Here is a 19,194-nt window from a genome sequence, read left to right as displayed (position 1 = left end):
AGCCACGGAATAGATTTTCAACATGCCTGTGAAGAAAAAGACCGTGCCGGTCAAGCGACCGGCGGCGGGCAAATCTGTTACGCGCATCAGGAAGGCAGTCGTCAAAAAGACAACCATCAAGAAGCCTCCTGCGAAAAAGAAAATCACTGAGCCGGCCGACACCACGCCCAAGCGGCATCGGGCCAGTCATATCCGCAGTGCGGTCGACCGTCTCAACGATCCGCCGTCCGCGCCGCTGCCGGCCTTGCTGAAACGTGTGAGTAGCGCCATCGAGCGCGAGTTGACGCAGATCGAAATCATCATATGCGGGACGCACGTGCACCCGCGTCATCGCACCGAGGCCGAGCGCCGCGCGCGGACGCTGGCCTCATTGGCGCGCACGCTGCGTGAGGTGATGCTGTTGCGCGACAGGGAGGAGAAGATCCGCGAGGATGACGACACCGTGCCCCGCGACATCGACGAGCTTCGACGCCAGCTCGCGCAGCGACTGGATGAGCTTGTCGCCGACGCAAAGGCTGCACATCCTGGCGAGGCTGAATAGCGACGAACTCGACGCCATCGCCTCCGACTGGAAACTGTTCGCGCATCCGCATCAATGGCCGCCCGAGCTTGCCGCGAACGGCAGGCCATGGACGACATGGTTGATGATTGGTGGTCGGGGTGCGGGCAAGACGCGCGCGGGCGCGGAATGGATTCGCGCGCAGGCGTTGGGATTGTCGCCGCTGGCGGCCGCACCTGCAGGGCGGATCGCGCTGGTCGGCGAGACCGAGCATGATGTGCGCGAGGTGATGATCGAGGGCGTCTCCGGTTTGCTCGCGGTACATCGGCGTGACGAGCGGCCGGTGTGGCTGCCGTCTCGCAAAAGACTGGAATGGAACAACGGCGCGGTGGCGTATGCGTTCTCGGCGGAGGATCCCGAAAGCCTGCGCGGACCGCAATTTTCCTGCGCGTGGTCGGATGAACTTGCGAAATGGCGTTACGCCGATGCGGCGTTCGACATGCTGCAGTTCGGTTTGCGCCTCGGCGCGCAACCAAGACAGCTCATTACGACGACGCCACGCCCCATCGCGCTCATCAAACGATTATTGCAGGACGAGACCTGCGTGACGACGCGCGCGCCGACCCACGCCAACGCGCTGCATCTCGCGCCGACATTTCTGAAGAACGTGATGGGGCGCTATGCCGGAACTCGTTTGGGACGGCAGGAGCTTGACGGCGAACTGATCGAGGACCGCACGGATGCACTGTGGTCCAGGTCGGTGATCGAGCAGGGCCGCGTGACGAGCGCGCCGCCACTGCAACGCATCGTGGTGGCGGTCGATCCGCCCGCGACCTCCGGGAAGCGGGCGGATTCCTGCGGCATCGTCGCGGCGGGCATCACAGGCGAGGGCGCGCTGTACGTTCTCGCCGACGACACACTGGCGCAGGCCGTGCCATCGGCATGGGCTGCAAGAGCCATCGCGCTGTGGCGCAGGCTGGAGGCTGATGCGCTGGTGGTAGAAGTCAACCAGGGTGGCGAGATGGTGCGTGCCGTGATCGCGCAAGCCGATCATGAGGTGCCGGTGGTGCCGGTCCGGGCACATCGCGGCAAGTGGCTGCGGGCCGAACCGATTGCGGCGCTCTATGAGCAGGGCCGAGTGAAACATGTCGGCGTGTTCGCAGCCCTTGAAGACGAGATGTGCGATTTCGCGCCCACGGGATTGTCATCGGGCCGCTCGCCCGACCGGCTCGATGCACTGGTGTGGGCGCTGACGTCGCTCACGCACGGCGCGCGAGGGCAGCCGAGAGTGCGCAGCTTCTGACATTGGAGAGACGATGTTCGATCGGTTGAAGACATTTCTTGGTGCCCCCGAATCCAAATCCTCGCGCTCCGCACAGGTGCTAGCCTTTGCGTCCGGCGGCCGCGCACGGTGGACGCCGCGCGATTATGCGGCGCTGGCGCGCGAGGGGTATCTCGCCAACGCGGTGGTGCACCGCGCGGTGCGGCTGATCGCGGAGAACGCGGCGTCGTGCGTCTATCTTCTGTATGAAGGTGCACGCGAACTGGAAGCACACCCGCTGGCGCAACTTCTGGCGCGGCCCAACCCGAAGCAGGATGGCGCGAGCCTGTTCGAGACGCTGTATGCGCACATGCTGCTCTCCGGCAACGCCTATGTCGAAGGCGTGGCACTGGATGGCGATGTGCGCGAACTCTACGTGCTGCGGCCCGACCGTATGAAAGTGGTACCGGGCGCGGACGGCTGGGCAGAGGCCTACGAATACAGCGTCGGCGCGCGCAGCGTGCGGTTCGATCAATCGGCGCAGAGGGTGCCGCCGATTTTGCATCTGACGTTCTTTCATCCGCTCGACGACCATTACGGCCTGGCACCGCTGGAGGCGGCCGCCGTCGCGGTCGATACCCACAACGCAGCGGCGAAATGGAATAAGGCGTTGCTCGACAACGCGGCTCGGCCCTCCGGCGCGCTGGTCTATGCCGGGCCGGAAGGCACGGTACTCTCGGACTCGCAGTTCGAGCGGCTGAAGCGCGAACTCACTGACACGTATCAAGGCGCGGCCAATGCGGGGCGGCCGTTGCTGCTCGAAGGCGGGCTCGACTGGAAGGCGATGTCGCTCACGCCGAAGGACATGGATTTTCTTGAAGCCAAGAACGCCGCCGCGCGCGAGATCGCGCTCGCCTTCGGTGTGCCCCCAATGCTGCTCGGAATTCCCGGCGACAACACTTACGCGAATTTTCAGGAAGCCAACCGCGCGCTGTGGAGGCAGACGATTTTGCCGCTGGCTTCGCGCGTCGGGCAGGCGCTGGCACAATGGCTCGGCCCGCAATTCGGCAACGATCTGCGGCTTGCGATCGACACCGACCGCATCGACGCGCTGGCCGCCGATCGTTCGGCGCTGTGGGAGCGGATCGAGCGCGCACAGTTTCTGACGCTCAACGAAAAACGCGAAGCCGCCGGCTACGCCCCTGTGAAGGACGGGGATAGATTTGAGTGAGCGTGGGAACCCGCGTCGGGCTGGTTGCAAAACCAGAAAGGACGATTACCTTCAGACCATCGTCAACAATGAAAGGAGGTGGTCCAGTGTCTTATTCCAAGCGCTGTCACCTCGCTGAGGCCGCCCGCTAAGCTCGATTGAGCTTCGGACAGGGCGGTTCTCCCGCCTGGTTCAGCGAGATTCGGAAGAGAGGCGCATCGAGCGAAAGTTCGGTGCGCCTTTTTCATGCCCTTATCGGAAAGCTGGCGATCCGCAATGAACGATTTGATCCGCACATTCGCGGAGCGCGGTGACCTCGCGCATCTGGCGCTGTTTCTGTGGGCGGCAGCGGCGAGCGCCGCATTTTTATTCACGTTGCGCGAATTGGCAGCTGCCTCGCGCCGGTTCGATGATTTCGTGCGCGAATTGTCTTTGTTCAACCGGCGGGCGCGCCGCCGCAAACCAATGGATTGACGATGGACGAACTGCATACAGTAATTCAATCGATCAGCGGCGAGACGAAAGCCAAGCCCGCGCATCTCACGGTGTTTCGCGAATTCCTCGCGCACCTTGAAAAGATCCAGCACAAGGCGCCACGCGCGCCGGTGAGGGCTGCCGCCAAACCGGCGAAGCGCAAGCCGCGCCGCGCGAAGTAGCGCGCCACTCAAAGTCTTTCACCGTCAGCCTTCCCTCCTTGCATCCTGCGAGAACGCCCATGCATGCGCCGTTGCCATCCACGTCTCGCGTCTCGTTCACGAGTGACGGCGCTGTCGAGGGATATGCCAGCCTGTTCGGCGAGGTCGATCAGGCGCGCGATATGGTCATGCCTGGCGCGTTTACGCAGACGCTGCAGAACCGCGGGCTGCGCCGCATCCCGATGCTGTTCCAGCATGACCCGTCCGAACCCGTCGGCATCTGGCTGGAACTGCGCGAGGACTGGCGCGGGCTGTGGGCGAGGGGGCGCCTCATTCCTGAGGTCGCGCGCGGACGCGAACTGTTGGCGCTGGTGCGCGAAGGCGCGATCGACGGCCTCTCGATCGGCTATCGCACGGTGCGTGGCCGGATCGATCCGAAAACCCGCATCCGCAGGCTTTACCAGGTCGATCTCTGGGAGGTGTCCATCGTCACCTTTCCGTTGCTCACGGGTGCGCGCGTGCATGCGGTGAAGGGACGTGCACGACAGAAATGTTTTTCAACCGCTTCATGAAGGAGAACCCTATGGATTACGACATTCAGGACCATGCGCCGGAACATAAATCCGGTATCGCTCCCGCCGCGCGCGGCGAGCACGACCAGATCATGCAGATGTTCGAGGAGTTCAAGGCGGCGAACGACGAGCGCCTGGCTTCGCTCGGCCATCGCGCCGACGTGCTGCTGGAAGAAAAGATCGATCGCATCAACGGCGCGCTCGATGCGCAGATGAAGCGGATCGACGAACTGGCGCTGAAATCGGCGCGGCCTTCGCTTGACGGCAGCCGCGCCCGCCACAGCGACGCCACGGCGCGCGAGCACAAGAGCGCGTTCGATGCCTATGTGCGTTCGGGCGAGACGTCGGCGCTGCGCCAGATCGAGACCAAGGCGATGTCGGCGGGCAGCAACGCCGATGGCGGCTATCTGGTGCCGACCGAACTCGAGCACGAGATTGGCCAGCGGCTGGCGGCGATCTCGCCGATCCGCGCCATCGCTTCGGTGCGCGAGATTTCCGGCGGTGTCTACAAGAAGCCGTTCATGACCGCGGGCCCCGCCACCGGTTGGGTGGGCGAGGCGGATTCGCGTTCCCAGACCACGTCGCCGACGCTCGATGCGCTGTCGTTCCCGGCGATGGAGCTTTACGCCATGCCAGCGGCGACCGCGACGCTGCTCGACGATTCTGCGGTGAACATCGACGAATGGATCGCCTCGGAGGTCGAACTGACCTTCGCGGTGCAGGAGGGCGCCGCGTTCGTCAACGGCGATGGCAGCAGCAAGCCGAAGGGCTTTCTCAACTACACTGCGGTGGCCAATACATCGTGGGCGTGGGGCAGCCTCGGCTATGTGGCCTCTGGTTCAGCCGGTGCATTCCCTGCGTCCGATCCGTCCGACGTGCTGGTCGATACCATCTACGCGCTGAAGGCGGGTTACCGGCAGAACGGCACCTTCGTGATGAACCGCAAGACGCAGGCTGCAATCCGCAAGTTCAAGGACACGGGCGGCGCATATCTGTGGCAGCCGCCGGCGCAGGCGGGCGGCCGCGCCTCGCTGATGACGTTCCCGCTGGTGGAAGCCGAGGACATGCCGGACATCGCCGCGAATTCGCTGTCGATCGCGTTCGGCGATTTCAAACGCGGCTATCTGATCGTGGACCGGCTCGGCGTGCGGGTGCTGCGCGATCCGTATTCCGCCAAGCCTTACGTGCTGTTCTACACGACGAAGCGCGTCGGCGGCGGCGTTCAGGACTTCGACGCCATCAAGCTGGTGAAGTTCGCGGCGAGCTGAGGCTGCTCGTTCAGTGGCTGACCTGCCTGCCGCAGGCGGGTCTGTCCGCGCTTAACCCCTCGTTCACCTCTGGCGTCATAATGTTACCGATTATGATGGTTTGGGCCGTGGATGCTGGCTGCCAATTTTGAGGTGGGGCGTGGTTCAGAACAGACGCTTTGCGCGTGTCAAACCCTCGGGGCGCATTTCAAGCTCCGGCAAGATTGCGATCGATGCCAAGTCGCCGCTGATCGATTGCTTCATCATCGATTACGGTGCCGGCGGCGTGTGTCTGCAGGTCAACCCCGGCGTGGTGCTGCCGAAGCGTTTCGAACTGATCCACGGCGCCATCAAGAAGAAGTGCCGCGTCGCCTGGACCAACGGCCGGCGGGTTGGGGTCGCGTTTCAGTAAGAGTGCCGATTGCGCCTAAGAAAATGGCCCCGGTGAAGGGGCCATTTGTTTTAGTAGGTCCGAGTGTGTTCCTTGATCACCACCGTATTGTGCCGGTGGCCCCGGTCCCAGCCGTGATGCCGGCCATGATCCCATCCGTGGTGCCAGCCGCGATCCATGTGATGGTGATGATGGCCCTTCTTGATCACGATGGTCTCGGCCGAAGCCATGGTCGGCGCTACAACAGCCAGCGCGCAGAGTGTCGCGAATGCGAAAGCAATTTTCTTCATTTCAAATCCTCCTCCATTAAGCGGAGGATGAACATGTGGCTGATGATGATGTTCCTGTCGTCTCGTCCATAATTTTCTGAATGGCTGTTCAGAAACGCCACTTTCTATAGGGTTTTTTGTACGCGGCACGAATCCGCGGATTCTGACAACGAGTCGTGGCAAGATATAAATCGCGATTGCCGGAGAAGAGGACTGCTCCAATGCGTATCCTGGTTTTTGTATCTTTTGCTCTTGTTGCGCTGGCAAATCTATCCCCGTGCTTCGCCCGCGGCGGTGCGCCGAACTTGATGGATTCACCCGGCTATCAGCGCCGGCTTCAGGAATCGCGGCAGCAATTGCAGGCGCAACCCGCGCCCGCGCAGCCCGTGGTTCATCACAGGAAGAAGCGCAAGCGCAGCCATTGATCCGCGAAGGGGCGGTGAGTGCCTTGTGTTCGCTAGAACCGTCCTCCAGCTTCGACGCCGACATAGCCGCCGATGCGGATGCACGTATTGCTGTCCGCCGCGCGGACGAAGCCCGCGCCATACTGCGCACAGGGGTTGTGTGACGGCGCACGGGGCGTGACGGTTGTCGTCGCTTCATGCGCGGGATGTTTTCGCGGCTTGTGCTTTTGCTGCTGCTGTTGCGCGGATGCAGAGGCGGTGCATGCCAGCGCCAGGAGCGCCGCGAGCGAAACGGTCAGGAACGGTTTGCGTGGCATCGATGTCCTCCGCTGCAGTGATGGGCACGGCTTCGTCAGAGTGGCGCACCCCAGCTTCGCGCGGTCTGCACGACCCAGTCTCTATATAGTGTCAGAGGCGTCACGCCGGTGATGCCTCCGCAGCCATTGGTGAAGTTCGGGCCGGTGGACCAGCTGACCACGCCGGCAACGATGCTGCGGCCGTTTTGATCCTCGAACATCGGCGCGCCGGAATCGCCGGTGCAGCCGCCCATGCCGGGACGCTTGTTCTGAGTCTGCGGGTCGGTGAGGCGGACCTGCAGCGTGCCGGGCCTGCCGGTGACGGTGAGGGACGCCGCGCGTGCCGTGCCGACATCGTTGCCGCTCGGCGTGCTGGAGCCGATGCCCGCGATGGTGAACATCGCGCCCGGCGCCACGGGCAGGCGCGGCGTGCCGAGCACGACCGGCGATTTGCCAGGCATCGGCGCGGGCAACTGCACCAGCGCCAGATCGGCGGTGGCGCGATGCGCAGCCATGGCCTGCGCGCTGTAGCGCGGGTGGGTGAGGGCCTTGCGCGGTGTAATGAGGCGCGGTGGTTTCGAGGAATAGTCCACCACACGCAGTGAATTGCTCGATGACACACAATGTGCGGCGGTGAGCACCACCGTCGGCGCGATCACGGTTCCGGTGCATACAACACCATTCGGCCCGATCACTGTGACGAGCGAATGCGCGACCGCACCGCTCGGCGCGGAGCGGCTGCCGGTGACGGCATGCGCGGGACACGCGAGCGTGGACAACAGGATGAATGCGGAAGCGAGGCGAGGCGGCGTCATGGGCGCAGCTTGAGCCTGCGCGCGAGGGTTTTGTCAACTGAAAGAGAAGTGAGCCGATGGCCGCCATTCTTCTGACACCGCCGGAGGCCGAGCCGCTCTCGGTCAGTGACGCAAAAGCGTATCTGCGCGTGGAAACCGACGACGACGATGTGCTGATCGCCAGTCTGATCGCGGCGGCGCGCAGCCATGTCGAGGCACTTGGCCGCTGCGCGCTGCTGACACAGAGCTGGCGGCTGGTGCTGGATGGCTGGCCCCCGGACGGACGCATCAAGCCGAAGCTCGCTCCGCTGTCTGCTGTCACTGCCGCGCGTGTCTATGACGAGGCGGGGACAGCGCATGTGATCGATGCGGAGAATTTCGTGCTCGATGCCGCGCAAGGCGTGATCGCGGTGCGGCCTTGTGTGATGCCGCAGCCGGGGCGCGCCACGGCGGGAATCGAGATCGATGTTGTCGCTGGATTTGGCGATGCGGGCGGCGACGTGCCGCAGGCTTTGATGCAGGCGCTGCGAATGATGGTCGCACATTGGTACGACAATCGCGGGCTGATCGCCATCGGCGCCAGCATCGTGGTGATGCCGCCGAGTGTCAACGCGCTGATCTCCTCGCATCGGGTGCTGTCGCTATGATCGATCCGGGACAGTTGCGGACGCGGCTGCTGCTGCAGCAGCCGATCGAGACGCCGGACGATCAGGGCGGCGTGATGCGCGCTTGGTCATCTTACGGCAATGCGTGGGCGAAGGTCGTGCCATTGACCGCACTGCCGGGCGTAGAGGCGGATGCAAGCGGCGCCACGCAAAACTATCGCATCACCATGCGCGCGAATTTCAGCCTCACGTTGCAACACCGGCTGGTGGAGGGCGCGAAGGTCTACCAGATCGTCGCGGTCCGGAACTCCGACGACCGCCGTTACATCGAGATCGATGCGCAGTTGCGCGTTCAATGAGGCCTTCGACATGACCCCATCCAACGTGGCGCTGCGCGCGGCCATTCACACGGCCTTGCGCGGTGATAGTGCGCTGGCTGCCGTGCTTGGCGACAATCGTATCTATGACGAGCCGCCGCGCAATACTGCCTTTCCCTATGTGACGCTCGGCGAGGCGCGGCTGATGGATTCCTCCGGCGACGGCGGCGAGACGCAGGAACACCAGCTGACGCTGCATGCCTGGTCGCGGCAGGGTGGCCATCGCGAGGCGCATATGATCGCGGGTGCGCTGTTGCAGGCGCTGGATGATGCGCCGCTGTCGCTCGAGGACAACTGTCTCGTCAACCTGCGCTTCTCTCTGGCGGACATTCGCCGCGAGAACGACGGCAAGACCTATCACGCGCTGGTGCGCTTTCGCGCGGTGACCGAACCGGCGGCCTGATCGCGACAAACGAACATCGAACATTCAAGGAGACGCCATGGGCGCGCAAAAGGGCAAGGACTTGCTCCTGAAAATGAACGACGGCACAGACTATGTCACGGTCGCGGGCCTGCGAAGCCGCAAGATCGCGTTCAACGCCGAGACAGTGGACGTGACGCATGCGGAGTCGGTGGATCGCTGGCGCGAGCTACTGGAAGGCGCGGGCGTCAAGCGCGCGTCGATCTCTGGACGCGGGTTGTTCAAGGATGCGGCCTCGGACGCGCTGGTAAGGCAGGCGTTCTTCGATGGTGCGATCAATGCGTGCCAGCTGGTGGTGCCGGATTTCGGCACCATCGAGGGGCTGTTCCAGATCTCCAGCCTGGAATTTTCCGGCGAGCACAATGGCGAAGTGACGTTCGACCTCGGACTTGAATCCGCGGGCGCGCTGACCTTCACCGCGCTGTAGGAGAGGGCGATGGCGAACTCTCATCGCGGCGAGATTGAAGCCTTGCTTGGCGACCGAATGCGCACGCTGGTCCTGACCCTCGGCGCGCTGGCGGAACTGGAGAGCGCGTTTGGCGCCGACGATTTGATGGCGTTGGCGGAACGCTTCGGCACCGGGCGACTGGCGGCGCGCGATCTTGTACGCATCATTGCTGCCGGGCTTCGCGGCGCGGGCGAGAGCGTGAGCGATGATGAGGTGGCGGCCTTGCGGGTCGAGGGTGGGGTGACGGGTTATGTCCGCATCGCCGCCGACCTGATCGCCGCGACGTTCGATGGCGCGTGAGCGATGAAGCCTTTCCCCTGGGATGAGGCCATCGGCTTCGGGCTTGGCGTGTTGCGGCTGCCGCCTGCGCAGTTCTGGGCGATGACGCCGCGCGAACTGGCTTTCGCGATCCGTGGAGTATGCGGGACCGTGGCGGAGCCGATCGATCGCGCATCGCTCGACGCGTTGATGAAACAGTTTCCGGATCGCGCAGAGGTCAAACCATGAGTGATACGTTCACCAATCTGGACGATGCGACGCAAGCTGCGAGCAATCTCGCGCTGCGGGTACGCGACCTTGAACTGGGCGCGACGTCCTTCTCGCGGGCGATGACGCAGGCTTTTGCAATTTCCGTCACCGGCGGCAAGCAATTCGATGACGTGCTGAAATCGCTGGCGCTGCGGCTGTCCAGTCTGTCGCTCAATGCTGCGTTGAAGCCGGTGCAGAATTCAATCGCAAGCGGCATCGGAAACCTGCTGTCGGGACTGACGGGAACGGGCGCATCCGCCAGCACGGCGGTTGCGGCGGCAAGCGGCGCGGTGAAGCCGTTCGCATCCGGCGGGGTCATCGGCGCGCCGACTTACTTTCCGTTGATGCAGGGCGGTGTCGGCCTTGCAGGCGAGGCGGGGCCGGAAGCGATCATGCCGCTCAAGCGCGGGCCTGATGGGCGCCTTGGCGTCGCGGGCGCGGGCGGCGGCGTCAACAACATCACGGTGCAGATCGCAACGCCGGACCCCGGCAGCTTCCGCCGCTCGGAAAGTTATATCACCGGCCAGATCGCGCGCGCTGTCGCGCGTGGCCAGCGCAGCCTGTAGGCGCGGGGAGTTCGATGATATCTTTTCACGAAATTCTATTCCCGCTCGACATCGCGCTGAAAAGCGCGGGCGGGCCGGAGCGCCGCACCGAGATTGTCGCGTTCGGCTCCGGGCGCGAGCAGCGCAACGCACGCTGGGCGCATTCGCGGCGGCGGTATGATGCAGGCTACGGTGTGAAGACGCTCACCGCCTTGCAACAGGTAGTGGCGTTCTTCGAGGAGCGGCGCGGACAACTTTATGGGTTTCGCTGGCGCGACCGGCTCGATCATTCCTCCGCATCCGATGATGCGGTACCATCGCCGCTCGATCAGATGCTGGGCACGGGCGATGGCGTACAGGCGCAGTTTCAACTGATAAAGACTTACGGTTCCAGCTACGCGCCCTATGCGCGGCCGATCGAGAAGCCGGTGCCGGGCAGCGTGCGCGTCGCCGTGGCGGGTGTGGAAGCAACAGCGGACACCGACTTCACCTGCGATACCACGACTGGGATCGTTACGCTTATGCCGGGGCATATTCCCACGTCCGGCGCGGCGGTGACGGCGGGTTTTCTGTTCGATGTGCCGGTGCGGTTCGATACCGATTATCTTGAAGTCGATCTGTCGGCGTTCGCCGCGGGCGCCATTCCGAAAATTCCTCTCGTGGAGATCAAGCCATGAGAGCAATTCCCTCCGCTTTGCAAGCGAAGCTCGATAGCGGCGTCACTACGCTGGCGCGATGCTGGATCGTGACGCGCCGCGACGGTGTGGTGTCTGGCTTCACCGATCACGATGGCGATCTTGTCATTGAAGGCGTGACATGCCGCGCCGGGACGGGATTCGGCGCATCGGAAGCGACGAGCCGTTTCGATCTGTCGATCGATGGCGCGGAGATTTCCGGCGCGCTCGCGGCGGATTCTCTGACGGAAGCCGATCTTGCCGCCGGGCGGTTCGACGCGGCACGGGTTGATACCTGGCTGGTGGACTGGAGCGATGTCACCTTGAGGGTGCTGCTGTCGCGTGCCACACTCGGCGAGGTGAAACGCGAGGGCGAGGCGTTCAGCGCCGAACTGCGCGGGCTTGCTGACAAGCTCTCGCAGGAAAGTGGGCGGCTCTACACCGCGCGTTGCACCGCCGATCTAGGCGATGCGCGTTGCAAGATTGCGCTCGAGGCGGCGGGTTTGAATGGTGCCGGTACCGTGTCACGCCTGCTGGGCGTGTCCGCCATCGCGGTGGAAAGTCTTGAGGGTTTTTCGGAGGGGATTTTCACCGCCGGATGCCTCACATGGACGAGTGGCGCGAATAGTGGTCTCGCGGTCGAGATCAAGGAACATCGTCTTGGCGGCGGCGAGGTGCAACTCACGCTGTGGCAGGCGATGAGCGAGATCATCGCAATTGGCGATGCCTTCACCATCACCGCCGGTTGCGACAAGCGGTTCGAGACGTGCCGCGATCGCTTCGCCAACAGCATCAACTTTCGCGGCTTTCCGCACATTCCCGGCAATGACATGGGAGACCAATGCATGGCGCTTTCTCGCGCCGAAAGCGGGGTGGTGCGTGTGGTCCGTCGCAGACGATGCTCTGCTGGTGTTCGGTGGCAGTGCGTGGGCACCGGTGACGACAGCGGGCGGGACCTTTTCATCCAACAACCTGCCGCATGTGGGGATCAATGCCACGGTCGCGGACTCCAACCTTCTGACCGTTCACTCCAACGATGCGCTGCTCAACGCGATCGACACCACGGACGGCGGCACCGGCGACGTCCGGCTGCAACTGTCAAAGTCGGCGGCAGCGAATACGTCGTCGGTGGTGTTTTCGGATGCGTTCTCCGGACGCGCGGAATTCGGCCTAACGGGAGACGACGATTTTCATCTAAAGGTCAGCGCGGACGACGCGACTTGGTGTGACGCACTCAGGTTCGATCGTACCACGGGGCGGGTGTCGTTTCCCGCAGGCGGTGCGCGTGAGGTCCTCACCGCCAATCGCACCTACTATGTTCGCACTGATGGTAGTGACAGCAATGACGGATTGAGCAACGCATCGAGCGGCGCGTTCCTGACTATTCAAAAGGCGATCAACACAACTGCATCGCTCGACATCTCGATCTACAACGTCACGATCCATGTTGCATCCGGCACATATACAGGGAGTGTCCTGGTCAATGGCCCGTTCGTTGGCTCAGGAAGCGTTTCTATCGTTGGCGACACATCCACCCCGTCCAATGTTCTAATCTCCACGACATCTGCCGCTTGCATCACCGTACAAAATAGCGGTTCGCTTTCGGTCGGCGGATTTAAATTCAGGACGACGACGTCCGGAGATGGAATCGACGTTACATCCAACGGCACGGTGACCATTGTCGGAGCGGTTGAATTTGGTGCGCTGGCCTCTGGAAGCGTCCATATCAGTGCCGCGAATGGCGGCAAGCTTTTTAACATCGGCGGCGGAAACATCATCGTTTCGGGCGGTGCATACGCTCATATCTATGCCCAGCAACTGGGCGGTGTCGTCTATGCCGGGGTGACAGTTACACTGTCTGGAGTTCCAGCCTTTTCATCGTTCTTTGCAGGGGCAAACAATATGGGGTTTTTCAGGTCGGCAGGCGTGACTTACTCCGGCTCAGCAGCCGGATCGCGTTATTTTGCGTCGGCCAATTCAGTCATTCAAACAGACGGTGCCGGGGCATCGGCTCTTCCCGGCAACTCCGCCGGTACCACGTCCTCCGGCGGGCAGTATCTCTAAAGTTTAAGCCAGAACCGGTTTAGCCGGAAGCGCCAGCCATCATCAGGAGAAGCCAATGCTGACATCCGCCATCGCCCCGGCGGTCGAACCCTTGCGCATGGGTCCGGCCGGCCTCGAACTCTTGCGTGCTTTCGAGTCCTGCATGAAGGCCGTGCCGGACCGGAAAGGGTTTTTCACCACTTACATCGATTCGGCAGGTGTGCTCACCATCGGCTGGGGGCACACCAACCATCATCTGCCGCGCTTTGCAGCCGTCGCGATCTGGTCGCGGGCAGAATGCGACGCCGCGCTGGCAGGCGACATGATGACATTCGAACGCCACGTTCATGATCTCTGCCACATCCATCTTGAGCAGCATGAATTCGATGCGCTGGTGTCGTGGTCGTTCAACACCGGTGGTCCGGCGCACGCGACGTTGTGGAGAAAACTCAACGCAGGCGACAGGGCTGCGGTGCCGCGCGAACTGGCGAAGTGGAACAGGGCAGGCGGCCGCGTTCTGGCGGGGCTGACGCGCCGCCGCAAGGCGGAAGGCTTGATGTTCGCTGGCGATGTGAAAGGCGCGCTCGCCCTCGCGCACGCCTGAGCCGGATATTACCAGTGGCCGCCGAGCTGAAGACCGGCGACAAAGAAGACAGCAAACGTAAGCGCCATCGCGCTGCCCGCGAGAAGCTGCTCGCGCAGCGATAAATCAAACCATGACATTTCGGCACTCGGTTCCATCGGGGTCGACGCGGCGCCGATACGGCCGCGCTGCCGCTCCAATATCGCGCCCGGCGCATCCGGGCAACCATCAACAAGGGGAACCATCATGACGTCAGACACGATCTGGCAGCTCATTCGCTATGCGCTGCTTCTCGCTTTCGGCCCTCTCATCACCAAGGGCTACTTGTCTTCCGATGAAGTCACGACCGTGACCGGCGCGGTCGGTGTGATCTTCACCACTGCCTGGGGCGTGTGGGTGAAGTACGGCACACGAACTACCACGGCCAGTCACGCCGCCAGGATCGACACGCCGCTCGTTGATCCTGCGACCGGCAAGATCTCCACCAACTGAAAGGACTGTCCATGCGAAACCTTCAGGTTGTCGCGGCGCTCGCCCTGTCGCTGCCGCTCGCGAACTGCACCACTATCTTGCCGTCGGTGAGCATCTCCAATGCCGTCGCCTTGAATACGGTCTACGGCGTCGCGAATGCCTATGGCATCGCCGTCAACGCCGCGAACGCATACAAGGCGTTGCCGCTCTGCGCGACGGGCACCAGACCCAGCGCCACGAACATCTGCGCCAAGCGCTCGGTGATCGTGAATCTGCAAAGTGCGATGAGCCGCGCGCGGCTCGCCGTGAACAATGCGGTCGCGTTTCAGAAAGCCTATCCCACTCTCGACGTGACGAATGTCGTCGCTGCCGCACAGGCGGCGTTGAGCGACGTTCAGGCTGTCCTTGCATCAGGAGCGAACTGACATGGTGAGCGCAGCAGACATCGAAGCCGGCGTGGCGATTGCGGAAGCGATTGTGAGCGCCATCGTGAAAGTCGCACCCGCAATCCAGCAGGGCGTTGTATCGTCTCTGCCTTATGTGCAGGCGATCGCCGGACTTATTCAGGGCACTAACGCAACGCAGGAGCAGATTGACGCCACTCTGGCGCAGATCAATGCGGCGACTGATGAGTTCTTGAAGCCGCTGCCGACTGACGATGGTTCCACCACGACCTGACGGCGCCCGCCTGTGTCGTGGTACCCCGACACCATGATCGGAGCGGTAGAGTGAAAAGGTGTGCGGCAAATTCCGCCTGGTGAGACGAATGCCCGGCCAGAAACGCACCATTTAAGCGATTTTTCAATTTCGCATTTTATGGATTGGCCAATGTAACCGAGCACACTGGTATTGGAGATGGAGCAGAAGCAAAGGCGCAAAGCCGATCGGATTCAATTCGGCAAGGGCTTCGCCATGAGGATCATCGCGATCGATGGTTCATGGGTTCGGGCCTGCAACATCCTCGACGTGTCGGAAGAGGGGGCGCTGCTCCACTTTGAAAAATCACTGAGCGGTCTCAACCTCGATGAATTCTTTCTGGCGCTGTCTTCGACCGGCGTCGCCTTTCGCCGCTGCAAAATGGCGTGGGTCAATGGCGAACAGATGGGGGTCCACTTCATCTGGGCGAACGAGCGTCCTCCCGCCAAAGGCGGCGGTCGTCCGGCCTAGACCCGGCCCGGCAGCTTTTCCAAGCCGCTGCCCCGCATCGGCGGGACCCGGCTCTCTCCTGACGAAAATGTAAGCCTTTCCGGGTGGATGCATTCATTTGCCATTCACGCCCATGCGGGTCATCTTGAGTCCGTTCAACCCAGGATGCCGGAGACCGCCTTGCGCCTTCTCGTTGTCGAAGATGACCCCGACCTCAACCGCCAACTGACCGCCGCCTTGAGCGATGCGGGCTATGTGGTCGACCGCGCCTTCGACGGCGAAGAAGGGCATTTTCTCGGCGATAACGAGCCGTACGACGCCGTCGTGCTCGACATCGGCTTGCCGAAAATGGACGGCATTTCGGTGCTGGAATCCTGGCGGCGCAACAAGCGGGTGATGCCGGTCCTGATCCTCACCGCGCGCGACCGCTGGAGCGACAAGGTGCAGGGCTTCGACGCCGGCGCCGACGACTATGTCGCAAAACCCTTCCACCTCGAGGAAGTGCTGGCGCGCATCCGTGCGCTGCTGCGGCGTTCCACCGGTCATGCCCAGAGCGAATTGACCTGCGGGCCTGTGGTGCTCGACACCCGCACCGGCCGCGTGACGGTGGATGGCAATCCCATCAAGATGACATCCCACGAATACCGGTTGCTGGCCTATCTGATGCACCATGCCGGGCGCGTGGTGTCGCGCACCGAACTCGTCGAGCATCTCTACGATCAGGACTTCGACCGCGATTCGAACACCATCGAAGTGTTCGTCGGCCGCATCCGTAAGAAGCTCGACGTCGACATCATCCAGACCGTCCGCGGGCTCGGCTATCTGCTGGCGCCGCCCACGACCGATGCGCGCTAACTCCCTCGCCATCCGGCTGTTCCTGTCGGCCGCCGTCTGGGTCGCGCTGATTCTCACCGTCACCGGCTTTGCACTCTCCTCGCTGTACAATCATTCGGTGGAGCGCGCCTTCGATCGCCGCCTCAACCTCTATCTGCGTACGCTGATCGCCGAGGTAGGGACGCCGGACGATCCCAAAAATCCCGAAAAGAGCATTCCCGCGCTCGGCGAGCCGTTGTTCGAACTGCCGTTGTCAGGCTGGTACTGGCAGATCGAAAGTATCGATTCCGCCAAGCAGGAAGCGCGCGCATCCCGTTCGCTCTGGGACGCGACGCTGCCGCGCCTCGATGAGAAAAGCATTCCTCTCACGGCATCGGGAGTGCGGCTCGGCTATGTCAAGGGGCCGGAAGATCAACCGCTGCGCATGGTGGAGCGTCCGATCGATCTCGGCACCGACGGCAAATATCTGGTCACCGTTGCGGGTGACGCCAACGAAATTTTCGACGAGACGCGATTGTTCGACTGGTATCTCGGCGGCACGTTCGCGGCGCTTGCCGCGGTTCTCCTGCTGACCACGATCTTTCAGGTCCGTTTCGGTCTTGCCCCGCTCAAGCGCATTTCCAACGCGCTCTCCGATATCCGCTCCGGCAAGGCCGAGCGGCTGGAGGGACGCTTCCCGGTCGAGATCGCGCCGCTGGCGCGCGAGACAAACGCCTTGCTCGATGCGAACCGCGCCATTGTCGAGCGTGCGCGCACCCATGTCGGCAATCTTGCTCATGCAATCAAAACGCCGTTGTCGGTGATCATCAACGAAGCCAATACGCATGGCTCCGACCCGTTCGCAGCCAAGATCTTGGAGCAGGGCGATGTCATGCGCAGCCAGGTCGCCCATCATCTGGAGCGCGCCCGCATCGCGGCACGGTTGACGGTGGTGGCCACCATCACGGAGATCGAGCCTGTGATTGAAGGGCTGGTGCGGACGATGGAGAAAATCCATCGCGATCGTGGCGTGGTGATCGACTGGGAGGTGTCCGAAGGTGCGAAATTCCGTGGCGAGCGACAGGACCTCGAGGAAATGGTCGGCAACCTGATCGACAATGCCTGCAAATGGGCAACTCGCCGGGTGCGGATTGGGGTTTCGGTGGTGCCGCCGGGGGACGAGGAACTGGACCCGACCCTGAGCATCGTCGTGGATGATGACGGCAAGGGGCTGTCGGTCGCCGAGCGGGGGCAGATCGTGCAGCGCGGGCAGCGGTTGGACGAGTCGAAGCCCGGTTCGGGGCTGGGACTGGCCATTGTTGTCGATCTGGCAGGGCTTTACGGCGGGAACCTGAAGTTCGACAGCGCTCCCATGGGCGGGTTGCGGGCCGAACTGGCGCTGCCAGGGGTAATCTAAGGGCGGTATGACAGTCCGCTAACACCTTGACCGGACTTGGATAGCGGACCCGGATCGGTGGCGGGACGACAGCCATTCCTAACGCGATGTTAACGACGTGCGGGGTAAGGCTAAGGGAAGTGTCGCCTGTCCCGGCGGCCGGCAGCCTTTATGCATCCATGGGTCCCAAGTCACTCGAACGCCTGAAAGAATTTCTCGCGCAGCTTCCGCCGAAGTCGCAGGCGCTGCTGATGCGGGAGTTCGAGCGCGCCATCGAGCGTGGTGGCGACGACGCGATCGTGGCCAACATCGTTCTCGCCGAGTTGCGCAAGATCGTGCGCGCGCCCGACGAAAACACCACGCCCCGCACCGATGATCCCGCGCGTTTGCTATTCACACCAGTCGAGCCGTTTTTGATCGAGGGTACGGGGGCGGTCAGGCCCGGACAGATCAGGCGCACTTCACTGGCGCCGGTCTGGATGTGGCTGTCGCGCGAAGGCGCTCCGACCGAGACTCAGACATACGAAGCAGTGCTGAAAAATCCGCAGGCAACCGCGACCGAGATCGATCGTGCGGTGCGTCAGATGCAGCTTGCCTCCGCGCAGGCGATCGAGGCGGCGGCCAGCGGTACCGACCGACGTGGTTTTGGCCGCATCGGCACGCCTTCCGCGGTGGAAGATATTCCCGCGATCGGCGCCGTCCTCAAAATTCGCGAGTCGCTCGAGATTTTCGGCGCGCGCCTGCCGGGGCAGATACGCGCTTTGAACGAAGCACAAGTCGCTTCCGTCACCACGGCGATGAATCTGCCTTCACTGCAGACCCCGCAGGCTCTGCCTTTCGCCTTGTCGGTCGTGATGCAGCGGCTGATGTCGCCCTGGCAGGTGATCCGCCTGAGCATTTCTGTGGCGGCCTCCGACGACGAGGTTCGCGTGGCGGGCACGCCCTACGGCGTCGCCGTCACCATGGCGATCCACGATCTGTCGCGTCTTGTGGGAGAACTGCGCAACGACGTCCGTCGCGGAAAGTTCGACGACACCGCCAATATTCTGAAAGTCCTTCATGACGGCCTGCGTGGGTTGCGCACCGAACTGGACATTCGTTCGGATTCGGCTTGGGGCAAGCAGCTCTCATCGATGCGGGCTGAAATCTCCAATGCACTGGACTCGGAAATCGGCTCCGTGCCCGGCCGCGTTCGTCGTCTGCTGCGCCAGCGGCCCGATAAGGACATCACGGCGAACAGTCGCATCGACGAGATGGAAGTCGACGAGACCGCGGCGTTCATCGACTTCGTCGCCACTTGCCGCAACTACGCGGGCGAACTCGCCATCAACGAGGTGACGCGGCGCACCTATAGCGATCTGCAGCAATACATCGAGAAGGCCACCGAATCGCTGGTCGAAACGCTTCGGGCGAGCGACACCAGAACCCGGCCGTTCCGCTACGCCCAGGCGCAGGCGGCGATCCGCTTCTGCGAGGTGATCTTTGGGCCCGATTATGCCTCATTGATGAAAAAGGCGGTCGAAGTCGCCAAATCCGAGCGGAAAACTTCCCGCAAAACCTGATTTT

Annotated in this window: 30 protein-coding genes and 2 pseudogenes; 28 read left to right on the top strand and 4 right to left on the bottom strand. The window is 62.9% G+C overall.

Annotation, left to right across the window (positions count from 1 at the left end):
* Window positions 1–22 precede the first annotated feature (22 nt).
* From AC1RNA_RS14025 to AC1RNA_RS13990, 8 genes are all read left to right on the top strand, one after another.
* Complete coding sequence (locus AC1RNA_RS14025; RefSeq protein ID WP_048756358.1) at window positions 23–541, top strand: hypothetical protein; 519 nt, start codon at window positions 23–25, stop codon at window positions 539–541.
* A complete protein-coding gene (locus tag AC1RNA_RS14020; RefSeq protein ID WP_492951558.1) occupies window positions 492–1,802 on the top strand; it encodes a DNA-packaging protein in 1,311 nt (436 codons plus the stop codon). The genes AC1RNA_RS14025 and AC1RNA_RS14020 overlap by 50 nt, the downstream gene beginning before the upstream one ends.
* Window positions 1,803–1,815: 13 nt before the next feature.
* Window positions 1,816–2,991: a phage portal protein gene (locus tag AC1RNA_RS14015; protein WP_492951491.1), complete on the top strand. Its 1,176-nt coding sequence runs from the start codon at window positions 1,816–1,818 to the stop codon at window positions 2,989–2,991.
* A gap of 255 nt (window positions 2,992–3,246) precedes the next feature.
* Entirely contained in the window at window positions 3,247–3,444 is a 198-nt protein-coding gene (locus AC1RNA_RS14010) for a hypothetical protein (RefSeq protein WP_492951490.1), read from the top strand.
* 2 nt (window positions 3,445–3,446) lie between these two features.
* Entirely contained in the window at window positions 3,447–3,626 is a 180-nt protein-coding gene (locus tag AC1RNA_RS14005) for a hypothetical protein (RefSeq protein ID WP_048756355.1), read from the top strand.
* A gap of 59 nt (window positions 3,627–3,685) precedes the next feature.
* On the top strand, window positions 3,686–4,177 hold the full coding sequence (locus tag AC1RNA_RS14000) for an HK97 family phage prohead protease (RefSeq protein ID WP_009339031.1): 492 nt from the start codon (window positions 3,686–3,688) through the stop codon (window positions 4,175–4,177).
* Between the two features lie 11 nt (window positions 4,178–4,188).
* Entirely contained in the window at window positions 4,189–5,445 is a 1,257-nt protein-coding gene (locus AC1RNA_RS13995) for a phage major capsid protein (protein WP_492951489.1), read from the top strand.
* Window positions 5,446–5,584: 139 nt separating this feature from the next.
* Window positions 5,585–5,836, top strand: coding sequence for a PilZ domain-containing protein (locus tag AC1RNA_RS13990; protein WP_009339033.1), 252 nt, complete (start codon window positions 5,585–5,587; stop codon window positions 5,834–5,836).
* 50 nt (window positions 5,837–5,886) lie between these two features.
* Here AC1RNA_RS13990 and AC1RNA_RS13985 read toward each other — a convergent pair whose 3' ends face one another.
* Window positions 5,887–6,105 carry a hypothetical protein gene (locus tag AC1RNA_RS13985; RefSeq protein WP_492951488.1) on the bottom strand — a complete coding sequence of 73 codons (219 nt, stop codon included), beginning with the start codon at window positions 6,103–6,105 and terminating at the stop codon, window positions 5,887–5,889.
* A 200-nt stretch (window positions 6,106–6,305) separates the two neighbouring features.
* Here AC1RNA_RS13985 and AC1RNA_RS13980 point away from each other — a divergent pair, with 200 nt between their 5' ends.
* On the top strand, window positions 6,306–6,509 hold the full coding sequence (locus AC1RNA_RS13980; RefSeq protein WP_492951487.1) for a hypothetical protein: 204 nt from the start codon (window positions 6,306–6,308) through the stop codon (window positions 6,507–6,509).
* Between the two features lie 32 nt (window positions 6,510–6,541).
* On the opposite strand, the gene AC1RNA_RS13975 is transcribed toward AC1RNA_RS13980, so the two are convergent.
* Both AC1RNA_RS13975 and AC1RNA_RS13970 read right to left on the bottom strand, forming a co-directional pair.
* Window positions 6,542–6,805, bottom strand: coding sequence for a hypothetical protein (locus AC1RNA_RS13975; protein WP_492951486.1), 264 nt, complete (start codon window positions 6,803–6,805; stop codon window positions 6,542–6,544).
* Between the two features lie 35 nt (window positions 6,806–6,840).
* Complete coding sequence (locus AC1RNA_RS13970; protein WP_492951485.1) at window positions 6,841–7,599, bottom strand: S1 family peptidase; 759 nt, start codon at window positions 7,597–7,599, stop codon at window positions 6,841–6,843.
* A gap of 56 nt (window positions 7,600–7,655) precedes the next feature.
* On the opposite strand from AC1RNA_RS13970, the gene AC1RNA_RS13965 reads away from it, so the two are divergent.
* The 12 genes and pseudogenes from AC1RNA_RS13965 to AC1RNA_RS13910 all read left to right on the top strand — a co-directional run bounded on the left by AC1RNA_RS13965 (window position 7,656) and on the right by AC1RNA_RS13910 (window position 13,823).
* Complete coding sequence (locus tag AC1RNA_RS13965; RefSeq protein ID WP_009339038.1) at window positions 7,656–8,225, top strand: head-tail connector protein; 570 nt, start codon at window positions 7,656–7,658, stop codon at window positions 8,223–8,225.
* Window positions 8,222–8,542, top strand: a complete 321-nt coding sequence (locus AC1RNA_RS13960) for a phage head closure protein (protein WP_009339039.1) — start codon at window positions 8,222–8,224, stop codon at window positions 8,540–8,542. The genes AC1RNA_RS13965 and AC1RNA_RS13960 overlap by 4 nt, the downstream gene beginning before the upstream one ends.
* Before the next feature lie 10 nt (window positions 8,543–8,552).
* On the top strand, window positions 8,553–8,963 hold the full coding sequence (locus AC1RNA_RS13955) for a DUF3168 domain-containing protein (RefSeq protein WP_492951484.1): 411 nt from the start codon (window positions 8,553–8,555) through the stop codon (window positions 8,961–8,963).
* 37 nt (window positions 8,964–9,000) lie between these two features.
* Window positions 9,001–9,408 (top strand): phage major tail protein, TP901-1 family, encoded by a 408-nt coding sequence (locus tag AC1RNA_RS13950; protein ID WP_492951483.1) that lies wholly within the window; start codon window positions 9,001–9,003, stop codon window positions 9,406–9,408.
* 9 nt (window positions 9,409–9,417) lie between these two features.
* Complete coding sequence (locus AC1RNA_RS13945; RefSeq protein ID WP_492951482.1) at window positions 9,418–9,729, top strand: gene transfer agent family protein; 312 nt, start codon at window positions 9,418–9,420, stop codon at window positions 9,727–9,729.
* 3 nt (window positions 9,730–9,732) lie between these two features.
* Window positions 9,733–9,936, top strand: coding sequence for a rcc01693 family protein (locus tag AC1RNA_RS13940; RefSeq protein WP_492951481.1), 204 nt, complete (start codon window positions 9,733–9,735; stop codon window positions 9,934–9,936).
* Complete coding sequence (locus tag AC1RNA_RS13935) at window positions 9,933–10,523, top strand: phage tail tape measure protein (RefSeq protein ID WP_492951480.1); 591 nt, start codon at window positions 9,933–9,935, stop codon at window positions 10,521–10,523. Before AC1RNA_RS13940 ends, AC1RNA_RS13935 begins: the two co-directional genes overlap by 4 nt.
* 14 nt (window positions 10,524–10,537) lie before the next feature.
* Window positions 10,538–11,179, top strand: a complete 642-nt coding sequence (locus tag AC1RNA_RS13930) for a phage distal tail protein, Rcc01695 family (RefSeq protein WP_492951479.1) — start codon at window positions 10,538–10,540, stop codon at window positions 11,177–11,179.
* A pseudogene (locus AC1RNA_RS13925) lies at window positions 11,176–12,006 on the top strand (phage/gene transfer agent baseplate hub protein); the annotation flags it as partial. The gene AC1RNA_RS13930 and the pseudogene AC1RNA_RS13925, both read left to right, overlap by 4 nt.
* Window positions 12,002–12,046: pseudogene (locus tag AC1RNA_RS13920) on the top strand (hypothetical protein); the annotation flags it as partial. The pseudogenes AC1RNA_RS13925 and AC1RNA_RS13920, both read left to right, overlap by 5 nt.
* A 390-nt stretch (window positions 12,047–12,436) precedes the next feature.
* Entirely contained in the window at window positions 12,437–13,240 is an 804-nt protein-coding gene (locus AC1RNA_RS13915; protein WP_492951562.1) for a hypothetical protein, read from the top strand.
* 55 nt (window positions 13,241–13,295) lie between these two features.
* Window positions 13,296–13,823, top strand: a complete 528-nt coding sequence (locus AC1RNA_RS13910; protein ID WP_492951478.1) for a lysozyme — start codon at window positions 13,296–13,298, stop codon at window positions 13,821–13,823.
* An 8-nt stretch (window positions 13,824–13,831) separates the two neighbouring features.
* Here the strand turns inward: AC1RNA_RS13910 and AC1RNA_RS13905 are convergent, their stop codons facing one another.
* Complete coding sequence (locus tag AC1RNA_RS13905; protein WP_156786882.1) at window positions 13,832–14,062, bottom strand: hypothetical protein; 231 nt, start codon at window positions 14,060–14,062, stop codon at window positions 13,832–13,834.
* On the opposite strand from AC1RNA_RS13905, the gene AC1RNA_RS13900 reads away from it, so the two are divergent.
* The 7 genes from AC1RNA_RS13900 to AC1RNA_RS13870 all read left to right on the top strand — a co-directional run bounded on the left by AC1RNA_RS13900 (window position 14,049) and on the right by AC1RNA_RS13870 (window position 19,190).
* Window positions 14,049–14,294 carry a Pam3-gp28 family putative phage holin gene (locus tag AC1RNA_RS13900; protein WP_009339052.1) on the top strand — a complete coding sequence of 82 codons (246 nt, stop codon included), beginning with the start codon at window positions 14,049–14,051 and terminating at the stop codon, window positions 14,292–14,294. The two genes, AC1RNA_RS13905 and AC1RNA_RS13900, sit on opposite strands and share 14 nt — an antisense overlap.
* A gap of 11 nt (window positions 14,295–14,305) precedes the next feature.
* Window positions 14,306–14,698 carry a hypothetical protein gene (locus tag AC1RNA_RS13895; RefSeq protein ID WP_492951477.1) on the top strand — a complete coding sequence of 131 codons (393 nt, stop codon included), beginning with the start codon at window positions 14,306–14,308 and terminating at the stop codon, window positions 14,696–14,698.
* A 1-nt stretch (window position 14,699) separates the two neighbouring features.
* Window positions 14,700–14,951 (top strand): hypothetical protein, encoded by a 252-nt coding sequence (locus AC1RNA_RS13890; RefSeq protein ID WP_492951476.1) that lies wholly within the window; start codon window positions 14,700–14,702, stop codon window positions 14,949–14,951.
* A gap of 177 nt (window positions 14,952–15,128) precedes the next feature.
* Window positions 15,129–15,440 (top strand): PilZ domain-containing protein, encoded by a 312-nt coding sequence (locus AC1RNA_RS13885; RefSeq protein ID WP_009339055.1) that lies wholly within the window; start codon window positions 15,129–15,131, stop codon window positions 15,438–15,440.
* A 159-nt stretch (window positions 15,441–15,599) separates the two neighbouring features.
* On the top strand, window positions 15,600–16,274 hold the full coding sequence (locus AC1RNA_RS13880; protein WP_040298316.1) for a response regulator transcription factor: 675 nt from the start codon (window positions 15,600–15,602) through the stop codon (window positions 16,272–16,274).
* Window positions 16,264–17,649, top strand: coding sequence for an ATP-binding protein (locus tag AC1RNA_RS13875; RefSeq protein WP_492951475.1), 1,386 nt, complete (start codon window positions 16,264–16,266; stop codon window positions 17,647–17,649). The genes AC1RNA_RS13880 and AC1RNA_RS13875 overlap by 11 nt, the downstream gene beginning before the upstream one ends.
* 158 nt (window positions 17,650–17,807) lie before the next feature.
* The gene (locus tag AC1RNA_RS13870; RefSeq protein WP_492951557.1) at window positions 17,808–19,190 is read left to right on the top strand and encodes a hypothetical protein; all 1,383 of its coding nucleotides are present in this window, start codon (window positions 17,808–17,810) and stop codon (window positions 19,188–19,190) included.
* The last annotated feature ends 4 nt before the right edge of the window (window positions 19,191–19,194 follow it).

Source organism: Afipia sp. GW821-FHT14H12 (assembly GCF_058803465.1).
This window is presented reverse-complemented; position numbering and strand designations above follow the sequence as displayed.